This is a genomic window from Aequorivita viscosa, assembly GCF_900106795.1.
GTDB lineage: Bacteria > Bacteroidota > Bacteroidia > Flavobacteriales > Flavobacteriaceae > Aequorivita > Aequorivita viscosa.
In genome coordinates this window covers 1-22,687 of sequence record NZ_FNNS01000007.1, presented here as the reverse complement: position 1 = coordinate 22,687, position 22,687 = coordinate 1, and the positions used below count along the sequence as shown (strand labels likewise).

The following is a 22,687-nucleotide window of genomic DNA, read 5'->3' as shown; positions in this document are numbered from 1 at the left end:
TGATGGCTTTATGTCCTAAACTACATAAATTTATCTTACGTTCAGTCGAAGTAATTAAGTGATTTTTCGAGTAAGAGCTTTTCTGTTTAAAGATCTCTCCTTTTGAGAATCGCATACGACCAATACATGAAAAGTCCTGTCCATATTAACACTATCAACATATTTAGAAAACCGACTTCGTATGTTTTCGAAAAATTCTCACCCAATTGAGTTGCTGCAGATTGAATAGCACCCAATCTGCTGAAAGGTTCTTTAATAAGATTCGCCATTGCGTTAAGTGGAAATATCCTTGATACGTGATCAGCAATCTCACTATCCTTAAAAATTTGCCATTTCATTAAACCATAGGCCAACCATTCAACTATTTGCCAAATAATCAGAAACCCGAGCGCAAAAGCAGATCGTTTTACCAAAATACCTAAGAATAAACAGAATGAAAAGAAAGCGACTAACTTTAAAAAATAGGCACCTATATATTGTAGTCCACTGAAGATTATCCCTATTTCTTTATAATCAGAAAACAATAATCCCAAAATCAGAGAAACAAAAAAGATAAAAATTGTTGAAACTGCTGCAAAGAGCAACACAGTGAAAAATTTGGATAGAATAAATTCCTTTTTACTCAAACCGTCAATAAGGTTTTGTTTGAGGGTTCTGTAGCTGTATTCGTTACTGACCATTGAAACGATTACAATGGCCAAAAATAACTTCAAAATGGCGGCAATATAGGTGTTAAAGTGCCAGATATATGGAAAATTGAAAATTCCCTGGTCAGCTACCCGAAAATGGAAATCACCAAAGTTAAATTCAATTGAAGAAATAAGCGCAATAAAAGTAATGAGCACAAAGTAAATTATGGAAATGACCTTTGCAGCACGATTATATCGAAGCTTGTGGAGTTCTATATTTAATAATCGCAACATCTGTTTATTTTTGTTTTGTGAGTTCAAGAAATTGTTCTTCTAGACTTTCTTTGCGTTTTACAAAATGCGAAAGGACGATTCCTTTTTGAAAAAGAAATTCATTCACTTCCGACGGATCCATGGGTTGCTTTAAATACGCAATCAAATATTCTCCTTGTCGTTTAAAGGAGCCGAAAGCAGGGTTTTGTTCAAGCGCTTGTTTAAGTGCCTCCATATCGTTACTCTGCATTGTTAAAAACCCGTGACTGGCGTTCATTCCATCCACTAAGCCTGAATAAAGACTCACGCCTTTTCGGAGAATAACTACGTGGCTACACACTTTTTCAACTTCATCTAATAGATGTGAAGCTAGTAATATGGTAGTTCCCTGTGAAGCAATTTTTTTAATAATCTCCCGAATTTGATGAATTCCCTGCGGATCGAGTCCGTTAGTAGGTTCATCTAAAATTAAAATTTCAGGATTGTTCAATAGGGCAGAAGCAATTGCCAAACGCTGTTTCATGCCAAGTGAAAAGGAGCTGAACTTACTGTCTTTCCTATCTAATAAACCTACGAGTTCTAGTTTTTCTGAAATTCTTTCTTCAGTTACTTGTTTAATTTTACAGACTAACTGCAGGTTTTGCACGGCAGTCATATACGGATAGAAGTTTGGGTGCTCTATAATAGCTCCTACTTTCTTTAAAGCATCGTGCGTTGAGGTGTTGCCGTCGAACCAGTGAAAATGACCTTCGGTTTTGTTTACCACATTCAGCACAATTCCCAAAGTGGTACTTTTCCCACTGCCGTTTGGTCCTAAAATTCCATAGACGTTTCCTTTTTCAATAGTAAACGAAAGGTTGTCTACAGCTGTAAGCGACCCGTATTTTTTTGTGAGGTTTGAAATGGTTAGAATATGCGACACAGTAGTTTTTTAATTGGTTAAAGGTTTAAACAAGGCAATTTAATTAAAACTTATTTTAATGTATAAGGTTTTAGTTTCTAGCAGTTGTTTAGTTTTTAAAGAGTTTCAACGAAATACCATATCAACCCAATAACCATTAACGCTGTTGCTTGTCGTTAGTATGACGAATTGGTTTATATTTTGTTACATTTTTTCAATTCTGAATTTTCGATTCCAAATCCTTAATTAAGTAACTTTGCACTCAAATTTTAAAACAAAAGCAATGCAAGACGGAATTTACGCAAAAATTACAACTGAGAAAGGAGAGGTCTTAATAAAACTTACCTATGATAAAACCCCAGGGACGGTTGGAAATTTTGTAGCCCTAGCTGAAGGGAACTTGGAAAACAAAGCAAAACCGCAAGGGACTCCTTATTATGACGGTTTAAAATTTCACCGTGTAATCGCCGATTTTATGGTGCAAGGAGGTGATCCAAACGGAACAGGATCTGGCGGGCCAGGTTACAATTTTGAAGATGAATTTCATTCAGACCTTCGCCATGATGCCCCAGGCGTGCTTTCTATGGCAAATGCAGGTCCTGCTACTAATGGAAGTCAGTTTTTTATTACACACGTTGCAACACCTTGGTTGGATGACAAGCATACTGTATTTGGAAATGTAATAGAAGGGCAGGAAGTGGTTGATTCTATCGCAGAAGGAAATACAATGCAAAAGGTTGAAATTATCCGAGTAGGTGAGGAGGCTGAAAAGTGGAATGCTGTAGAAGCTTTCAGAAGTTTTACAGGTGAACGTGAACAGCGCATCGCTAAAATGAAAAAACAAGCTGAAGAAGAGCTAAGGAAAATATCTGATGGTTTTGATCGTACAGATAGCGGACTTCTATATAAAATAATCAATAAAGGGAGCGGTGCAAAAGCGGAAAAAGGAAAAACTGTTTCAGTTCATTACAAAGGTTCTCTTACTAATGGAGATGTGTTTGATTCTTCGTACAAAAGAAAACAGCCAATCGAATTTCCTTTAGGTCGTGGTCAAGTTATAGAAGGATGGGATGAAGGCATACAATTATTGCAGGTTGGCGATAAAGCTCGCTTTGTTATTCCTTCACATCTTGGTTATGGTGAACGTGGCGCAGGTGGGGTAATCCCTCCAAATGCAACTTTGATTTTTGATGTAGAGTTGATGGCGGTTAAGTAGGTTTAACGAGGGAGTTCTGTAAATTATTGGTGTATTCAACTGAATATTGAACCACTTAATTTAATTTTTAACTAAAAAGAGGGATCCAATTTAAGATTCCTCTTTTGTTTAAAACATCTATTTCTTTTAAAGATATAACACCAATCAATTATTGTTGAAGAATGGCGTTAAATTGAAGTTATGAAAATGTTCCAATAATTAAGTTTGAAGTAAAGAGTTTGATTGTCCGCAACATATCATAATGCTGTAAATTGTGACATTATAACAACTTTTATATGTAGTCTCAAATAGTAAATGCTTTTTTTATTCTGCGTTAATCACCGTAATCTGTGTGATATCTTTCGCATTCTCAGATTTTTGGTTCCCGCTGATCTCGCAGATACTCGCAGACTTTTTTACTTGTATGGCAAAAAGCGGATACACAATAAAGAATTTATTAATTTCAACTTTCCTTGTTTTTATTTTTAAAAAGAAAACCCAATGGAAGACAAAAAAGTAGAAATAGAAACTTTCCCGATATAAATCCGTAAATCGTTATAGCCGCAGCGATAATCATAATCGTTATTTTGTATTCAGTTTTCACGGTAGTTAGAGACGTATTATTCTATTTCATCTTCACCATAAATCAACTCAATAAAATCGTCTTTTGAAATATCGCCGAAATACTCATTCAGGGAAATGTCTTTCAATAAATTAGTGATATCGGATTTTTCGTAACGGGTTCCTTCTACTATTTTTTCGAGGGTTTCAACAGGTTCTTTTCCGAAGAAATCTCCAAATATTTTAAAGTCTTTAATAGTTCCTTTTTCGACAAAAATTCGGAGATCTATTTCTCCAATAGGAAATCTTCGGGTGCGTTGAATGTTGAATTTAGGAGAACGCCCGTAATTCCATTCCCAAGTGTCGTATTTTTCTTCTTTTAATTGATGAACAGCTTTCCACTCTTCAGGCGTTAGATGATAGGTTTCAAAAGGCTCGCTTTCGTCATAAAGTCCTTCTAATAAAAGACTTCGGAATTCTTCAATCTTCAAGGGAGTTTTTAGATATTCTGAAATGTTCGCAACTCGACTTCTAACAGATTTATGGCCTTTGGACTGAATCTTACTCATTTTAACGTTTAGGGCGTTTACAACTTCACCCAAGTCAGTATCTAATAAGAGTGTGCCGTGGCTAACCATTCGTTTTCCAGTAGAAAACTGTGCTGTTCCAGAGATTTTCTTTTCATCGACTTCAATGTCGTTTCTACCTTTTAACTCAGCATCCAGCCCCAAGCTTTTTAAAACCTTAATAACAGGAGCGGTAAATTTTTTGAAATTATTCAAACTCTTTACATCGTGATTGGTAATAAAGCTAAAGTTTAAATTCCCGAAGTCGTGATATACAGCGCCTCCGCCCGAAACTCTGCGCACAACGTGGATGTTGTTTTCTTCCACATAGTTTTGATTAACTTCTTCCAACGTATTCTGGTTGCGGCCAATTATAATGGAAGGTTCGTTGATGTAGAATAATAAGTAATCCGAATCTGCGCTGAAATTTCGCAGGGCATATTCCTCTAAAGCAAGGTTTAGCTTTGGGTTGGTGATGCCTTCGTTCTCTAGAAAAATCATATAACACTGTTTTCAACAAAGATAATAAACCTTCGCGCGACAAGTTTTGAAATTTGCTTTAAAGATTGTTTTATTCAGTGTGTAAGTCGAATTAATATTTAATTCAAACTCTCTGATTCTTAAATAGATTTTTTGCTTAAATATCCATGTTTCCGTAGTTCATTTTCGGAAGTGATTGGGTAGTTTTTTCCGTCTTTTAGCAACAAATTTTGGGTGCTTATTTCAAAAACATCTTTATAATAGTGGTCGGTGATGATAATTCCTTTCCTTGTTTTTAATTCCGTTAAGGTCTTTTTTATCTGCGTTTTATAAATCGGTTCGATCATTGAAAAAGGTTCGTCCAACATTAAAAAAGGATGGTCTAGGTTTGCCAAGAGTATCACTTCAAGATAGCGGACTTGCCCGAGTGAGAGCTCACCAACTTTTTTTGATGTATAGCTCGCAATGTATGGGTCGTAAAACACCTTATCTTGTTTTTGCTCTTCAGAAGAATAAATCGGAATGAGATCGCGAACCTTTATGTTTTTCGGTAAATAGGAATCTTGAGGCAGGTAGGCAATTTGTTTTTTCGAAATGTTTTCGGAAGGGTTAAAAAATATGTCGTTTATTGAATTACTGATCGAACCTTTCTGAAGTGTTCCAAATATCATTTTCAGCAAAGAGGACTTTCCAGAGCCGTTCCTTCCAAATATTCCCAATATTTCTTCAGTTTCCAACGAAAATGAGACTTCCGTTAGCACTTCTTTGTCGCCAAAGCTAATGGAAGCGTTATGTAATTTGAATATCGCCAATTATGAAACTTATAAAAATGATTAGCAATGAAAAGACGGGAATCCCAATGAAAAGGTTGATTAAAAAGGAGGCTCTAAGTAGCTTCCACTTGGTGAGTCCGAGGTTAAAATAAAAATAGTATTGATTACTGTAAAAGAACTGAAACCCCAAAAAACCGATAAACAACCCGAAAGTAGCGAAAATTACAAATCCCCAATACATCCCCAAAAAAGCAATCCCAATAATTGAAAATGCCGCGACAAACGGAAAAATGGTTTTGTAGAATTGCCAGTGGGCTCTATACATTTTACCTCAAATTAATGGCAACTACAACCTCCATCCATAAAACCTTGTGTTTCTTGATGCCATGGAAAGGCTTGATTGTACTTCTCCATTTCCCAGAAAAATGGAAGGCGTTCTTTTGGGGTGTTGCCAATTTCATTCATCGTTTCGGCATCGTATAACCGACCATTTATCATTACCATTTTTATGGAGAGCGTATTTTCAATATTTTCTAACGGGTTTTCATCCATCACAATTAAATCGGCAAGCTTTCCAGTTTTTAATGAACCAATGTCTTCCCCAGCACCTATATATTCGGCAGAATTAATCGTGGCGGCTTTTAGCGCTTCCAAATTGCTCATCCCACCCTGTTGTAGCATCCAGGTTTCCCAATGTGCACCCAAACCCTGTAACTGGCCGTGAGCACCCATATTTACTTTAACACCAGCGTCCTGTAGAGACTTTACGGTTCGGGAAACCAATTTATGACCGTTGTCGTATTCTTCCGCAGGAACTTTTATTCTATGTCTTGAACGACTATCTATAACACTACGCGGCGTAAACGTTAGTAGTTTTTCATTTTCCCATACATTGTCTCTTTCATAAAAATAAACTTCCCCGTTCATTCCACCGTAATTTACAATAAGCGTGGGAGTGTATCCAGAATTACTTTTGCCCCAAACCTCAAGGATATCTTTGTAAACGGGTGCAACAGGAATGTTGTGTTCGACGCCAGTATGACCATCAATAACTTGGGTTATGTTGTGATAAAAAGTGGATCCTCCTTCTGGTACAACATTTATTTCTAACTCTCGGGCGGCTTGTAGTACTTGCTGACGTTGATCTCTTCGTGGTTGATTGTAGCTTTTCACACTTTTTGCGCCAAAGGCTTTTGTGCGACGAATGCTGCTTCTTGCATCTTCTAAATTGTTGATAACAGCTTTAAAATCGCCATCAGCACCATATAAAATAAATCCGGTGGAAAACAATCTCGGTCCTACCAACTGCCCACTTTTTTGAAGTTCGGAAAGTGTGAAAACGGTCTCAGTATTAGCAGAAGGATCGTGAGATGTGGTTACACCAAACGCTAAATTCGCCATAAAAGGCCAGTATTGTTGCGAAGGCAATCCATAACGGAAGGCACCAACGTGCGCATGCGCATCAACCATTCCAGGCATTATTGTTTTTCCCGCTGCTGAATAAACTTTAGCATCAGATGGAACAGAAACTTTATTAGCTTCTCCAATAGCTTCAATTTTGCTACCGTTAATAACGATGGTTCCGTTTTCAATTACGTTATCACCTTCCATTGTAATAATTCGTGCATTGGTAAACGCAATTCGTCCATTGGGTTTGTCTACGGCTGCTTGTAGGTCTATTTTCGTGCCAACCAAAGTTACTTCTGGCACTTTCTCTGGCGAACCAGTTAAAAATGTAAACCTGTTTTTAAGCTCATTGCTGAAATATTCATCGCCTAAAGTCCACATTATTTCTTGGCTATTTGGAGACCAATGGATACTTATTCCGGCATCCTTGGCGAGCTGGGAAACGGGCAAAGCCTTGGTTTTGTCATCTAAATTTATAGTTTGGCCGTTTAATAACAAAGGAGCCACAAACAGTTTGTGAAGATTCGTAAAAGCAACCCACTCGTTGTCTGGACTTGGAACTAACCTATTCGCATATTTTGAAGTAAGATGCGTTTTTTCGTCTTTTCCAATAAGGTTTACGCTTATCAGTTTCTTCTCAATAGCCCCAAAATAGGTTCCTCCAGTTTGTAGGAAAATTCGTTTGCCATCTTTGCTAAACATCGGGTATTCGCCTTTGTCAATTACGAAAGTTTCATTGCTACCGTTGGCATTCATAATATAAATACCGTCATTCTTGGTAAATGTAAATCCCTGATCTGTATTTCCACTTTCTTTTCTAAACGTTATTTGCGTTCCGTTTGGAGAGAAAGATGGCGTTCTATAAATTCCTTTTTTGGAAGTCAATTTTATAGGATTTCCACCATTCGCTGAAATTTTATAAATAGCGCCTTTTTGGGTGTCGTTCCAAGTAACGTAAACTATTTCGGCACCGTTGGGAGAAAAAGTGGGCTCGAACTCAAAGTCGTTGCTGTTTGTTAATCGCTGAGGTTTGCCATTCGGCAGCTCTTTTCTATACAAATGCCCCAACGCGCTAAAAACAACACTTTTTCCATCCGGCGAAGTAACGGTGTGGCGTATCATTTTTGGCGTAAAAGTTTCAGTTTCTATTTTATTGTTAAAATGAACAGTTTCGGCTAAATCAATTTTAACATTTGCGGTAAAAGGGATGTTGGTTACCGCTAAAGAGTTTACATCAATTTTATTGATTTTTCCACGACTCCAAAAAATGATTTCGTTGTTATTTGGCATCCAATTAAAATTGGGATAAACACCAAAAATTGCCCAGGCCTCCTGTTGGTCTTTGTCTAATTGGTCGTAAATTGGCCATTCTTCACCAGTTTCCAGGTTCTGAATGTAGAGCACACTTTTTGTGCGAACCCGTTTTACGAAAGCCAGTTTTTTTCCGTCTCTTGAAACTGTAGGTCTTGCGGCACCACCTGGCCCGCCTGTAATGGTTTCAGTTTTTCCTGTTTCAAAATCATATCTTTTTATAACGTATATCTGGCTGTTTGGATCTTTGTTGTATTGAAAATAACCGCCAGGATACATATCTTCACTATAATAAAGGTATTTTCCGTCAGGCGAAACAAAGGGTTCGTTTACATCCTGTTGATCGTTTTTCTTTTTGGTAAGTTGAATTCCCGTTCCTCCAGATTTATGATATTGCCACATTTCCCCAGCACCCAAACTTCTGCCAGAAGTGAAATGCTTTCTTGCAATTAAATAACTGCCATCTGCACTCCAAACAGCATTGTTCAAGAGTCTAAAATTTTCTTTGGTAACTTGTTTTGCATCACTTCCATCAACATTCATTACCCAAATATTGTCGCCTCCACCTGCGTCACTTGTAAATGAAATTTTAGTGCCATCGGGACTAAATCTCGGCTGTATTTCAAAAGGGATTCCAGTTCTGATTGCTGTTGCGGTGCCGCCAGTAATAGGCATCGTATAAATATCACCAAGCATATCAAAAGCTATGGTTTTGCCATCTGGGCTAACATCTAGGTTCATCCAAGTACCTTCGTTTGTTGTAAATGAATGTGTTTTATAGTTGAAATCTTTTCCAGGATTAGCAACTTCCCATTTTGACTCTTCTTTTTTTATGTCTTTTTTGTTTTTCTTTTGGCCATAAAAGGAAACTGAGATAAAAAGACATAGTAGAAATGGAAAAATTTTCATATTTAAAGTATTTGATAATTAGGGGCTTGGTTTATATACGCTTTACGCAAATTTACTGTTTCTGAAATTCTTATAACTTTGAATTCTTGTTGTTTCAATTTTACTAGCCAATATAGATAACTTTTTCGGCTAAAAGGAGTGGAGTTTTCTAAATTATTTAAAGCAGTCGAGCTTCTATTACATTAGTTTTTCAGAATCCACATAAAAATCTTTTTTGATTTCAAATGTTTCAATCGGTTTGGGTGTTTCTAAGGTTTTCCACGTTGCAGTGGGGTAAATCCATTTTTCTTTTCCGTTGATGATTGCTATTACGGGCATGTCAAAGTTTTCGACGATGTTCACATATCTAAATTTTAATTCCTTTCCATTTACTTCATATTCAACTTTTGGAATATCGGTGGTTCGTAAATATTGATTCCAAAATTCGGTGAGATCTATTTTACTTTCTTTAGAAATATATTCTTCTACCTGTTTTGTTGTAACAGTTTGATGGTAGAATGTTTTGTTGAGTCCGCGTAGGATCTTGCGCCATTTTTTATCGTTTTCTATCAACTGACGAACGGTGTGCAATACATTGGCGCCTTTGTAATAAATGTCGTTACTACCACGGCTGTTCACGTTATAATCGCCAATAATGGGCCTGTCGTTTAAAATGTTTTTTCTAAGGCCGATTACATATTCCGAAGACGCTTTTTTTCCGAAGTAATAATCTACATATAGGTTTTCCGAATAGCAGGTAAATCCCTCATGAATCCACATATCTGCAACGTCTTTATTCGTGATGTTGTTGGCAAACCATTCATGACCACTTTCGTGTATAATGATAAAATCGAATTTCATTCCCCAACCTGAACCGGAAAGATCTCGCCCCAAATATCCATTTTTAAATCCATTGCCGTAGGTAACACTACTTTGGTGCTCCATACCTAAATAGGGCGCTTCCACGATTTTGAAACCGTCTTCATAAAAAGGGTAGGGGCCAAACCAATGTTCAAAAGCCTCAATCATCATTGGCACTTGCTTGAATTGTTTTTTTCCTTTTGCTTCATTTTCCCGTAACACGTAATAGTCAATATTCAGCGGGCCTTTTTCACCTTTGAAAGTTTCTTTCCAATGCATGTAATCGCCGATATTCATGTTTACGCCATACGTGTTTATTGGGTTTAACACATTCCACACCCACGTTTTGGAGTTTTCATTTTCAATCACTTTCAGGAGTCTTCCATTGCCTACATTCATTAAGTTTTTTGGTGTTGTAACGGAAACGGTTACTCCGTTGTCTGGTTCATCGGCGGGATGGTCTTTTAATGGCCACCAAACGCTAGCGCCAATGCCTTGATTGGAAGTGGCTATAAAATCCTTGCCGTTGTTGTCTGTAGTCCAAGTAAAACCTCCATCCCATGGTGGGCGTCTTGCAACCTTCGGCTTTCCAGAGAAGAAGAGCGTTATATTTTGTTCTTCTCCAAGTTCTTGTGGTTGTTGGAGTTCTAGAAAGTGCGCATTACCTTCTGAAGTAAAAGAAATATCTTGCCCGTTTTGGATTGCTTTATCAATCCTCATAGGTGCTTGAAGATCAATTTGCATAATGTTATGCGGTTTGGTGACTTTATACGTAATTGTATTGCTGCCTTCAATGGTTTTTTCTGAAGGGTTTACGGTTACTTTTAAATCGTAATGCGTTACATCCCACCAAGCACGTTCTGGAGTTATGCTGCCGCGAAGGGTATCGGCTCGGGTGAATTCTTGAGAAAACACAGAGAAGTTAAGAAGCAATAGAACGAGTATGCAGACTTTTTCTTTCATAGTTATAATTTTATCTAAATACCGAATTAGGGAAAACTACAACGCTCTCGAATCCATTTTCACCAACGGAAGCCACTCCAAAGAACGAGTTGTCGATTACGATTCCTTCAAGGGTAAATTCCGAAATATTTCCCACATAGCGGCTGTGATCCCAAGTGGGGGAGGTGGTGTCTCGCCAATATATTTTATAGCCAATAGCACCGTTTACCTTTTCCCATTTCAATTTTGCAGAAGCTTCTACAACTCCTCCAATCGACACGTTTTTTGGTTCGGGTGGCGCCCAGGCCAGACTTGCTAGGTTTATAGCATTGACGGCAGTTAGTTTTGCTGCGTAATCGAAATTCACGAATTCAAGTTTATCTCCGTATTCAATTCCGTTTTCAGTTCGTATATCTTGGTGTTGCTGGTTGTAATTCTCGTGCGCTTCCATGATGCGAATTCCAGCCCAACCTACATCATTAAAAGGACGATGATGCCCACCACGGCCAAAACGATCCAATCGATAGATCATCATTGGGTTCATTTCAGGCATGTATTTACTTGTGGTTTTATATACATAACGTGCGAGCTGTCGGGAAATGCCATCTACTTCTCCACCATAAAATCGCCTCAGTTGTCTTTCCTTTTCGGTTTCAGTAGGAGGGACGGGTTCGGAAAAAATTCTAAAATCACGATTACTGATTACGCCGTTTACGCCTTTAATATTCCCAATCATATCATTGTTGAAAACGCCGATGATTTCCCAACCCTTGTTTTTGGCGTATTCGGCAAACCCTTTTCCTCCGTAGAGACCTTGCTCTTCGCCACTTAATCCTAAATAGATAATGCTGTTTTCAAATTTATACTTTGATAAAACCCTTGCAGCTTCAAGGGTTCCTGCCATTCCGCTAGCGTTGTCATTGGCTCCTGGGGCATCTTTTGTAAAATCATTGCCATCGCTGTTTCGAGAGTCAATGTCTCCGCTCATAATAATGAAGCGATTGGGGTATTTGCTTCCCCTTTGAACTGCAGCAACATTCACAATCCAAGTGTCCCTAGGAATACGTGGATTGCCTTCTGCCTTTACCAAATCTTTTTGATAAAAAACATTCAAACAATTTCCACAGTTTTTTGAGGTGGTTTCAAACTCAGCTTTTATCCATCTTCGAGCGGCACCAATGCCTCGAGTGTTGCTGATGGTATCGCTGAATGTATTTCGCGTTCCGAAATTTGACAGAATGGTGATGTATTTTTCTATTCTTTCAGAAGAAACGGAATTGATGATCTCGTAAATCTTACTATCGGGAATCTCAATTTTTTGAGGGTTTTGGGAAAATGAAAAAATACTGAATATTGAGAATAGGAATATTGGCAACTGTTTCATTGAGGGGAATTTTGCTTAAAAATACCAAAAAACTAACTAAGACCTACAGGGTTTTAATAACCTTGCAGATCAATTTCTCTTTTTAGAGTTCGTCCGCAACCAAGGCCAGTTTTTTTCCATTTGGACTGATTGCCAAACGCGTAATATTTCGGACTCCGTATTCATCTAAGGAAGCAACTTTGTTCCATTCGGGAATTCCTAGGGTGTCGTACATATATAGTTTACTTCCTTTTCCGGTAAGTACTTGTGTATCGTTCATCCAAACGTAATCTTGGGTGTTAAAAGGTAATTCGCAGATAAAAAAGCTGTCATTGGAAGCCATATCCAAAACGTATAAATCTAAATTATGGTCTTCGTTAATTAGGGTGTATGACATGGAATTGGAGTTTGGAACTTTCTGTAATGATCTACCTGCATTTTGAAATAAAGTATCTGCCGATTTTGTTTTTAAATCGATCATCACCAAATCCATTTGTGAACCAGAAAGAACGGTAGCAAGGATTTTTTCATCATTGTAAAAAGCAAAATAGGCAACTTCTAAATTTTCAATTATTTTGGAAGAAGTACCGGTTTTTGTATTGTATTTGTAGAGTCTTTGTTTGCCATCTTTATCTAGTCTAACTGCCGCCAAATCATTACTTGATGGAAATTTCTGGGGAGAGTATTCGCTGCCTTCAGATTCTTTATTTGCCCACTTTTTTACTTGGGAAGTGCAACTGTATTCCGAAATATCTGTTTGACCATTATTGTTTCCCGCAAAAACAAGGGTTTCATTTGAAATAAAAGAGGGTTGATTGTCGTAACCTTTGTTGTTGGAAACATTTCGAGCGTTTAGTAATTCAAGGCCTTCATAAGCAAGGGCGACATCAAAAACATAGACTTCTGTGTTGTTTTGAGCAAAAATAAGCCCATTGCATAGCATAAAAAATAAGACGAGTACGTTTTTCATTGAATAAGGGTTTTGCCTCAAAAATAGCAAACTTTGAGCCAAAGGGAACTATACTGCACAATACAACTTCATTAGTTTTCTGAAAACGTAGTATTTTGGATTATTCAACTTCTAAGAATGTTGTTTGATAAATTGGAACTCCAGTTTCGGTTATTCCTTCCATTTCTACAAAGTAGCTTCCTTTTTCATCACTTGTAAAGAAGGATGCCGAAGCGTTGCGGTGTTTATTGACAATTATTTTTGGATTCCAATATAAGGTAATTCGTTGGTCTTGTCGGATCGGGCCTTTTTGTTCCGAAGCATAGTCGGGTGAGAAAAATTCGCGCGCACTATAAAACCCATTGCTTTTAAAGTTGATAGAACCTGCTTTGCTATTTTTTATTGAGTTTCCACCTCTTCTAGAGCCTTTTTTTGTGTAAATGGCAATAACTCCTTGTGCTTCCAGAGCATATCCAGCCGAGGCATGTCCTGTGTTTCTGATGTCGATAAAATCTATATCGGCTTGTGAAACAGTTCTAGCTATTTCTAAAGTAACTTTTATATTATCCAAAAAGAAAGCGGGTTTCATGCCTCGAAGGTTGATTTCAAAATCTTGTGAAGTTTCAGCATTTCCTTTTTTCCCGATTCTAATTCCTGGAACATTTGATATTAATCCCATGAAATCACTAGCTCCGTGATTTCCAAATTCACCTACAATTATGCGATGTGAAGGTTGGAACGATCGGGTTCGTTTGTTTCTCTCCATCTCAACTTTTTCTTCTTCGGTTTTCACCTTTGCCGAAAGTAGTACTTCATCTAACATTTCACCTTTTTCATCGAACTTATAGTTGGAGATTACATTTGTGCGGCTTTTATGTCGATACGATTCGGCATACGTAATCTGTTGTTTAAAAGGTGTTATTATTCGGTCTCGTATAATACCAGGTCGCTCAATAGAAGGAGTGAGTATAATATTGGTATTGTTAAAGTCTGGATTTTGGGAAGAAATATTGTCTCCAGCTTGAATGAACACATCGATGGTGTCGTTAAAAACAAAGGGTCCGTACGAAAAACACCCGTTTTTGTCTGTTGGTTGAGATTCTTGGTAGAAACCATCTGTACGGAAGGTGAGTTTGGTTTCGCTTGTTTTATTGTTATACGGAGCTTTTAAATTTCGTGTATTTCCGTTGAAATAAATGCCGTCTTCTGCTTCAAAATTTTGGATTGTTCCTTCTTCTAAAAACTCTTGCCAAATAAATCTACGCCATCCGTGGGTCATCATCGTTAAATCTAATAGTTGATTCTTTTTCGAAACTTCTTCTGGTAAGAAAAAATAGTTAGGCGATTTGATTGTTCCTCTTAAATCTGAATTCAGTAATAGCCACGTTTTTATATTCCCTGCGTTTTGGTTGTGCTTCACCAATGTTGCATCTGTTACTGAAATAGAAACGGTACTAGGCACCACTGTTCCCCATTTATCTTTTACTTCTACCCCAACGTTTACGCGTTCTCGTGTTCCTACAGTTGATGGAAAGAGTTTTACTGAAGGGGAAATAGCTTCTTTTTTGTGGATGTAAACCAATCGTTCTGCAACAGGTTTTTCTGAATTATCGAAAAGAACAATGTTTAGAACTCCGTCGATTAATTCTCTTTTCGGAATTTTTAATGACATTGAGTTGGTGCTTTTCTCTTGAATGAAATCAAAAACGGTTAAACCACGTTGATGCCCTAGGATTAAGACATTTTTTAATCCTTCTTTTTTATTGGTGCGAACATTAATTGAAACATCAGTTTCTGAAACTGATGTATTCATAACGTAACCTGTTTCTAACGGAATAGGCAAGGGATAAACAACGCTTTCATCGCCAGAGCTCACAACGGCTTGATATTCTTTTCCCTGCTCTGGAGTTAGCTGAAATGACCCTAAACCGAATTCCATTGTATTAAATTCTGTGATTCTATTGCCTTGGGTGTCTTCAATTGTTCCTACTATAGGATTCGTTCTTAAATCTGCATTTTGTATTTTCACTGCTACTCTGTTGTTGAGCCCAGTTACTAAATAACCACCTTCTGGATAAAACCCTAAATCTGGAAATTCGTCTTCGATTGAATCATTTTCTGCATCCTCTTTTTTGTCGCCTGCATAGAGCGATAGAATAGGGATTTCTTTCTTAAAAAAGAACTCTCTAGATTGGTTTCGCATATAATTAGTATAAGCACGTAAAAGATAATTGCCATCTGGAAGATCCATCGGCAATGCAAAATCTCCTTTCGCACTAACTGACTCTGTAAATATTTTTTGTTCTTTAATTATACTGTCTCGTTCGTTTATGAGTTCAACATAAATCACGCTACTTTTTAAGCTTGTTGTGTGCGTTACTCCATTTAGTAAGTATGCGCTAAACCAAATGTTTTCACCGGCAGTATAGTAAGGCTTGTCTGTTTGAATATATATTTTCTCAGGATATTTTATAGTGCTGTAATCTGTTAGTTTATGAATGATGGAGTTTTTTAAACTATACGGATCGCTATAAGAAAATGCCAAAAGCAAACAAGAAATTAATAGGAGAGGAGGAAGTATTTTTTTCATACTTAAATACACTTTGAAACTTGTGAAAGTAAAGCGTATTCCTTCAAGTTTATGGGACTATACGCTAGGGGTTAAATTAGCAATTATTTTGAAGATAAAAAGCTATTTCTATTATTATTCCAAGCGATGGGTATCTAAGCTGAAGTGTTTGAAGAATTCGTGAATACGAAATCTATAGTAGTAATTAATATTTAATTTCGAAAGGAAAACTCATTAAAAAACCTCACAAGTTTCCTTCCTTATGCTAAAGCTACAGCGGATGAAGAAACCTGTGAGGCCTGATATTTATGAATTAAGTTAAAACCTACAAGGTTTTTGAAATCTTGCAGGATAAATTAAAACGGATACTTATTTTCCGAAATTACTTTTTCTGCAATAGTTTTACGCAGTTGACCAATATTTGGCATATTTTGATATTTGGTAAAACGTCTCAGTCCCATTAACATGGCACGTTGTTCATCACCTTCAGAGAAGGAAAGGATTGCTTCTTTAGCCTTCACAGTAATAATATCTACAGCATGGTAAAGGTATAATTGCGACATTGCAATTTGTTCTTTTTGAGTATCCTCACCAAAGCGTTTGGCGTTCTTTTCAGTACGTAAAATTGCACTTTCAGCCATATAGATTTCAATTAAGATATCTGCAGCAGCCAATAGGGTTTGTTGGTGCTCTTCAAGCTCAGTTCCGTATTTTTGAACGGCGCTTCCTGCAACCATTAAGAATGCTTTTTTTAGCTTCGCAATCATTGCCTTTTCTTCAGACAGTAATTCTGAGTAATCTGGAGTGTCGAAAGATGGAATTCCCATCAATTCACTTGCTACTTCTTGTGCAGGATTCAACAGGTCTACGTGACCTTTCATTGCTTTTTTAACAAGCATTCCAACTGAAAGCATTCTGTTAATTTCATTTGTTCCTTCGTAGATACGAGTAATTCGAGCATCTCTCCATGCAGATTCCATAGGTGCTTCGGCACTGTAACCCATTCCACCGTAAATCTGAATTCCTTCATCTGTACAATGTTGAATATCTTCGGAAACTGCTACTTTTAAAATAGAGCATTCAATAGCATATTCTTCTACGCCTTTTAACTCTGCTTCTTGATGGCTATTACCAGCTTCAATACGAAGTGCAATTCTATCTTCAACATTTTTAGCTGCTCTATATGAAGCACTTTCGTCTACATAGGCATTGGTTGCCATTTCAGCTAATTTAAGCTTAATAGCTCCAAAAGATGAAATTGGCACATCAAATTGTATTCTTTCATTGGCGTATTCTACAGCTTTTGAAATCACTCTACGTTGCCCATCAAGACCTGCAGCAGCAAGTTTAATACGACCTACGTTCAGTGCATTCATCGCTATTTTGAAACCTTCGCCTCTTTCGCCTAGCATGTTTTCTACAGGAACTTTAGTGTCACTAAAGAAAACCTGACGGGTAGAGGAGGAGTGAATACCTAATTTCTTTTCTTCTTCACCAAAAGAGATTCCATTAGATGAGTCGTTTTCTACGATAAACCCAGTAATATTTTTGTCGTCTTCAATTCGTGCAAAAACGATGAAAGTATTGCAAAAGCCTGCATTAGAAATCCACATTTTTTGTCCGCTAATAGCATATGTTTTTCCATCTTCAGAAAGCACAGCTTTTGTTTTTCCGCTATTAGCATCACTACCTGCTCCTGGTTCAGTAAGAGCATAGGCACCAAACCATTCGCCTGTTGCTAATTTTGGTACGTATTTTTTCTTTTGTTCTTCGGTACCATAAAGGGTGATTGGCATTGTTCCAATTCCTGTATGAGCACCAAATGCTGTAGCTACCGAACCACTGGCGCCTGAAATATAGTCGCATACTAACATGGTAGTAACGAAGCCCATTCCTAGTCCCCCATATTCTTCAGGAACGGCAACTCCAAGAAGTCCCATTTCACCTGCTTTGCGCATAACCTCTTCGGTAAGTGCGTAATCGTGCTGCTCAAAGCGTTCTTTCATTGGCCAGATTTCGCGATCTACAAATTCCTTCACAGAATCGCGCATCATTTTTTGTTCTTCCGTAAAATCTTCTGGCGTGAAGACGTCTTCGGCTTTTGTTTCTTTTACTAAAAATTGGCCTCCGCGAAGAAGGTCTTTACTTTTTGCTTCCATAATTTTAATATTGAATTGATCTACGACGTAAAAGCTCTTGCTTTTTTGACCTACGACTAAAACCTTTCGGTTTTGATTTACGACGTTCGACTTGGTTTATATGTTTATTGCTATTTTATTTGTTTTGCACTGAAAAAAGCTTTCGCTTTTTTGACCTACGACTAAAACCTTTCGGTTTTGACTTACGACATACGACTTGGTTTATATGCTAACAATTTAAGTCTAAGTCGTAGGTCGTAAGTCAATTTGCACCAGCAAATTTGTCGTAAGTCTTCTTCACGAGATTATTTCAAAAACTCAAAAATCCCAGCAGCTCCTTGTCCGGTTCCTACACACATAGTTACCATTCCGTATTTGTTTTTTAAATCACGCTTGCGCATTTCATCAAAAAGTTGAACCGAAAGTTTTGCGCCAGTACAACCTAATGGGTGACCTAAGGCAATTGCGCCACCGTTTGGATTCACGATTTCTTTGTCTAAATCGAGTCCGCGAATAACAGCTAATGATTGAGAAGCAAAAGCTTCGTTTAATTCGATTAGCTCTAACTGGTCTTGCTTTAATCCTGCTTGCTTCAGTGCTTTTGGAATTGCATATAATGGTCCAATACCCATAATGCTGGGTTCAACACCAACTGCGGTATAACTCACCATTCTGGCAATTGGCTCAAGATTTAATTCTTTTACCATTTCTTCGCTCATTATTACTGCGAACGCAGCTCCATCGCTCATTTGTGACGAATTTCCTGCAGTAACGCTTCCGCCATTAGCAAATACGGGACGCAATTTTGATAACGCTTCTACATTAGTGCCTTTTCTTGGGCCTTCGTCTTTTTTAACGGTGTATGTTTCTGTTACTTTTTTTCCAGAATCATTAACATAGGTGTGTTCCACATCAATAGGAACAATTTGCTCGTCAAAACGGCCTTCATCTTGCGCCTTTAAAGCACGGATCTGGCTTATGTAAGCGAATTCATCTTGGTCTTCGCGGGAAACGTTGTATTTTTTTGCAACAGCTTCTGCAGTTAGTCCCATATTCCAATAGTAATCTTCATTCCCGTCTTTGGCAACTTGATAATCTGGTACTGGTTTGTAACCGCCCATCGGGATGTAGCTCATGCTTTCGGCACCACCTGCGATAATACATTCTGCCATTCCGCTTTGGATTTTTGCTGTTGCAATAGCGATTGTTTCTAAACCAGAGGCACAATAACGGTTTACCGTCATTCCTGGAACATCAACGGTGTCTAGTCCCATTATTGAAATCAATCTACCTACGTTAAGGCCTTGTTCGGCTTCTGGCATTGCGTTACCAACAATTACATCATCAATTCGTTTTGTGTCGAGTTGCGGTAATTCTTTCATTATATATTTAATGGTTTCCGCGGCCAGTTCATCCGGTCTTTTAAAACGGAAAACTCCGCGAGGCGCTTTGCCCACTGCGGTTCTGTATGCTTTTACTATATATGCGGTTCTTTGTTTCATAATTTGTTTTTTTAGAGAAGAGAGTAGAGAATAAAGAAATTAGATCTGTAGCTTCTCTGTTCTTTTATCTCTGTTCTTTATTCTTTTTTCTAATTTCTCAAAGGTTTCCCTTTCTGAATCATATGTTGAAGTCTTTCTAAGGTTTTTCTTTCACCAGTTAAACTTAAAAAAGCTTCTCTTTCAAGATCTAATAAGTATTGTTCGCTTACGTAGCTCGCTTCACTTAAATCGCCACCTGCCATAACATAAGCAAGTTTGTTCGCTATCTTTTTATCGTGTTCGCTAATGTAGTTTCCGGCTTGCATTTGGTCGGTTCCAACTAAGAACATTCCTAAAGCTTGTTTTCCTAAAACCTTAATATCTGTTCGTTGAATTGGTTTTGTATAGCCTTGATCTGCCATAAAGCGCGCAGTCGCTTTAGCTACAGCAATCTGTCTGTTTTGGTTTACAACTACTATATCTTTTCCTTTCTGAAGTATTCCAGTATCGTATGCTTCGTAAGCTGAAGTAGATACCTTCGCCATACCGATAGTCAAGAAATGATCTTGAAGACGGTTAAGTTCAACATCGTCTTTTTTGAAAGTATCGCTAGCTCTAAGTGCCATTTCTTTAGAACCTCCACCGCCAGGAATAACCCCAACGCCAAATTCAACCAAACCAATGTAACTTTCGGCTGCTGCAACTACTCTGTCTGCGTGTAGTGTGAATTCGCATCCACCACCTAACGTCATCCCGTGAGGGGCAACTACTACTGGAATAGAAGAGTATCGAAGACGCATGCTTGTATCTTGGAAATACTTAACTGCAGCATTTAATTCGTCGTATTCTTGCTCAACGGCCATCATGAAAATCATTCCGATGTTAGCTCCAACTGAGAAGTTTTTTCCTTGATTGGCAATTACTAAACCGTCGAAATCTTTTTCAGCAATATCTATTGCTTTATTAATACCAGCTAAAACATCGCCACCTATAGCGTTCATTTTACTAGTGAATTCCACATTTAAAATACCATCGCCAAGGTCTTCAACTACAACCCCGCTATTTTTGAAAACTTCTGAGGTCTTACGAATGTTGTCTAGAATAATAAATGAATCCTGCCCAGGAACTTTTAGGTGTTTTTTCTGAGGGATATCGTAGTAATATGTATTCCCTTCTTTTACGGTATAGAAAGAATCTACCCCAGCTTCAAGCATTTCGTTTACCCAAGCTGCTGGTTCTTTTCCTAAATCTTTAATTAATTCAATTCCTTTTTTAACGCCAACGGCATCCCAAATTTCGAAAGGACCATTATCCCAACCAAATCCAGCTTTCATTGCATCATCGATCTTGTATAGCTCGTCGGTTATTTCAGGAATTCTTTTTGAAACGTAGGCGAACATTGCACCGAAGTTTTTTCTGTAGAATTCGCCTGCGTTGTCTTCACCGGCAATAAGAATTGGAAAACGATCTGTTACAGTCCCTACCGATTTGGTTTTTTCTAAAGTAGCAAAAGATGCTTTTTTACTTTTCTTATATTCTAAGGTGTCGAGGTCTAACGAAAGAATTTCACTACTACCATCATCGTTCTTTACTTTTTTGTAGAATCCTTGGCCGCTTTTGCTTCCAAGCCATTTATTTTCCATCATGGTGTCGATAAACCCTGGAATTTGGAAAACTCCGTGTTCTTCGTCTTCAGGAACATTTTCGTGAATACCTTTTGCAACGTGAACTAGCGTGTCAAGACCAACAACGTCAACAGTTCTGAATGTAGCCGATTTTGGACGACCAATTACTGGGCCTGTTAATTTATCAACTTCTTCAACGGTAAGTCCCATTTCCTTTACTTGGTGAAAGAGACTTTGAATTCCGAAGATTCCAATTCTGTTTCCTATAAAAGCAGGGGTGTCTTTTGCAACAACAGTTGTTTTTCCAAGGAATTTTTCGCCGTAACCATTTAAGAATTCCAATACTTCAGGTGAAGTTTTAGGCCCTGGAATGATTTCAAAAAGTTTTAAGTAACGTGGTGGGTTAAAGAAGTGGGTGCCGCAGAAATGCTTTTGGAAATCTTCACTACGTCCTTCGCTCATAAACTTAATAGGAATACCTGAAGTGTTTGAAGTAATTAGGGTTCCTGGTTTTCTGTGTTTGTCAAGATTTTCAAAAACTTGTTTTTTAATGTCAAGACGTTCTACAACTACTTCAATAATCCAATCGGCAGTGTTTACTTTAGAGATGTCATCTTCTAAGTTTCCCGTAGTAATACGTTTTGCAAAATCTTTATGATAGAGTGGGGCAGGGTTGCTTTTAATGGCTTTCTGTAAATCTGTGTTTACAATTCTATTCCTCACCACTTTATCTTCAAGGGTAAGCCCTTTCTTTTTCTCGGCATCGTTTAATTCGCGCGGAACAATATCTAACAATAGCACTTCCACGCCAATATTAGCGAAATGACAGGCTATCCCGCTTCCCATAATTCCGGAACCGATTACCGCTACTTTGTTAATTCTTCTTTTTGACATATTTTTTAATTTTTGAACCTGCCCGGCTAGCAGGCGGATTATGAATTCTGAATTTTATTCTGAGTCGTAAATTTGCTTAGAATTAATCAACTCGTTGATTGTATGTGCTACTTTCCGAAAAATCTGCAATTCTTCTGCAGAAACGTTTTTTTGAACGGCTTCGTCAAAACCTAACACGACTTTTTTGGAGAAATCGCGCATTTCTTTTCCAAAAGGTGTTAAGTGAATAAGCACTCCTCGGCCATCTTCTGGATTAGGCTTACGTTCTATTAAACCTTTTGTCTCCATTGATTTCAAAGTTCTTGAAAGGCTTGTCGCCTCCATTCCCATTTTTGGCCCCAGGGCTGTAGATGGCGTTCCTATTTCTGGATCAATGCTAATAAGAGCGAATCCAGTAGCCATTGTACTTCCTTTCTTTCCTGCTTCTTCATTGTACATTTTTGTTACATTCATCCAAGTGGAACGCAATATGTAATCTATGGTTTTCTCTTTTATTTTTTCTTGCATTGAGGGTGTTGAAAAAAAATATAATACCAAAGATACAAAAAATTTATTATGCACGCATAGTAAATTAAAAATAGTTTTGGGAATTCTATATATAATGGCTTTAGTTTGATGGTGCTATAGAAAGAAATGAAATCTCGATTTGAAGTAGGGGTAGAAATTTTTTATACAACCCAAATAAAGGTTGGGATGTGAATTATCCTATGAGCAAAGTAAATTGAGTCGCAGTTTAGCAAAATAGGGAATTGTGATTTTTCTTTTTAAAAAATTTATTTCGAAACCACGGCTCAACACAAAAAGTTGTGGAGTAACTAAAATTGAGGGAACTTTGAAATAAAGATTTTCGATGTCCTCAGATTCATTATTAGCGATAGCCA

General features: G+C 37.6%; 15 protein-coding genes. 1 reads left to right on the top strand and 14 read right to left on the bottom strand.

The features are described from left to right. Positions 1-86 precede the first annotated feature (86 nt). Positions 87-923 carry an ABC transporter permease gene (locus tag BLW28_RS05430; RefSeq protein ID WP_073218698.1) on the bottom strand — a complete coding sequence of 279 codons (837 nt, stop codon included), beginning with the start codon at positions 921-923 and terminating at the stop codon, positions 87-89. Positions 924-927: 4 nt separating this feature from the next. After that, positions 928-1,824 (bottom strand): ABC transporter ATP-binding protein, encoded by an 897-nt coding sequence (locus BLW28_RS05425; RefSeq protein WP_073218519.1) that lies wholly within the window; start codon positions 1,822-1,824, stop codon positions 928-930. Positions 1,825-2,086: 262 nt separating this feature from the next. Between BLW28_RS05425 and BLW28_RS05420 the strand changes: the two genes are divergently transcribed. Beyond that, on the top strand, positions 2,087-3,019 hold the full coding sequence (locus BLW28_RS05420) for a peptidylprolyl isomerase (protein ID WP_073218516.1): 933 nt from the start codon (positions 2,087-2,089) through the stop codon (positions 3,017-3,019). A 599-nt stretch (positions 3,020-3,618) separates the two neighbouring features. On the opposite strand, the gene BLW28_RS05415 is transcribed toward BLW28_RS05420, so the two are convergent. From BLW28_RS05415 to BLW28_RS05360, 12 genes are all read right to left on the bottom strand, one after another. Then, the gene (locus BLW28_RS05415; RefSeq protein WP_073218514.1) at positions 3,619-4,626 is read right to left on the bottom strand and encodes a lipoate--protein ligase; all 1,008 of its coding nucleotides are present in this window, start codon (positions 4,624-4,626) and stop codon (positions 3,619-3,621) included. A gap of 119 nt (positions 4,627-4,745) precedes the next feature. Next, on the bottom strand, positions 4,746-5,417 hold the full coding sequence (locus BLW28_RS05410) for an ATP-binding cassette domain-containing protein (protein WP_073218512.1): 672 nt from the start codon (positions 5,415-5,417) through the stop codon (positions 4,746-4,748). Further along, complete coding sequence (locus BLW28_RS05405) at positions 5,395-5,703, bottom strand: hypothetical protein (RefSeq protein ID WP_073218509.1); 309 nt, start codon at positions 5,701-5,703, stop codon at positions 5,395-5,397. Before BLW28_RS05405 ends, BLW28_RS05410 begins: the two co-directional genes overlap by 23 nt. Before the next feature lie 11 nt (positions 5,704-5,714). Next, entirely contained in the window at positions 5,715-9,005 is a 3,291-nt protein-coding gene (locus BLW28_RS05400; protein ID WP_073218507.1) for an amidohydrolase family protein, read from the bottom strand. 177 nt (positions 9,006-9,182) lie between these two features. After that, positions 9,183-10,808 (bottom strand): M1 family metallopeptidase, encoded by a 1,626-nt coding sequence (locus BLW28_RS05395; RefSeq protein WP_073218506.1) that lies wholly within the window; start codon positions 10,806-10,808, stop codon positions 9,183-9,185. A gap of 10 nt (positions 10,809-10,818) precedes the next feature. Then, complete coding sequence (locus tag BLW28_RS05390) at positions 10,819-12,171, bottom strand: M28 family peptidase (protein ID WP_073218503.1); 1,353 nt, start codon at positions 12,169-12,171, stop codon at positions 10,819-10,821. A gap of 82 nt (positions 12,172-12,253) precedes the next feature. Continuing rightward, a complete protein-coding gene (locus tag BLW28_RS05385) occupies positions 12,254-13,120 on the bottom strand; it encodes a TolB-like translocation protein (protein WP_073218500.1) in 867 nt (288 codons plus the stop codon). A 100-nt stretch (positions 13,121-13,220) separates the two neighbouring features. Beyond that, positions 13,221-15,689, bottom strand: coding sequence for an alpha-2-macroglobulin family protein (locus BLW28_RS05380; RefSeq protein ID WP_073218497.1), 2,469 nt, complete (start codon positions 15,687-15,689; stop codon positions 13,221-13,223). A gap of 335 nt (positions 15,690-16,024) precedes the next feature. Then, positions 16,025-17,827, bottom strand: coding sequence for an acyl-CoA dehydrogenase family protein (locus BLW28_RS05375; protein WP_073218494.1), 1,803 nt, complete (start codon positions 17,825-17,827; stop codon positions 16,025-16,027). Positions 17,828-18,111: 284 nt separating this feature from the next. Then, positions 18,112-19,308 carry an acetyl-CoA C-acyltransferase gene (locus BLW28_RS05370; protein WP_073218490.1) on the bottom strand — a complete coding sequence of 399 codons (1,197 nt, stop codon included), beginning with the start codon at positions 19,306-19,308 and terminating at the stop codon, positions 18,112-18,114. Positions 19,309-19,397: 89 nt separating this feature from the next. After that, positions 19,398-21,806 (bottom strand): 3-hydroxyacyl-CoA dehydrogenase/enoyl-CoA hydratase family protein, encoded by a 2,409-nt coding sequence (locus BLW28_RS05365; RefSeq protein WP_073218487.1) that lies wholly within the window; start codon positions 21,804-21,806, stop codon positions 19,398-19,400. 54 nt (positions 21,807-21,860) lie between these two features. Continuing rightward, on the bottom strand, positions 21,861-22,301 hold the full coding sequence (locus BLW28_RS05360) for a MarR family winged helix-turn-helix transcriptional regulator (RefSeq protein ID WP_073218694.1): 441 nt from the start codon (positions 22,299-22,301) through the stop codon (positions 21,861-21,863). Between the last annotated feature and the right edge of the window lie 386 nt (positions 22,302-22,687).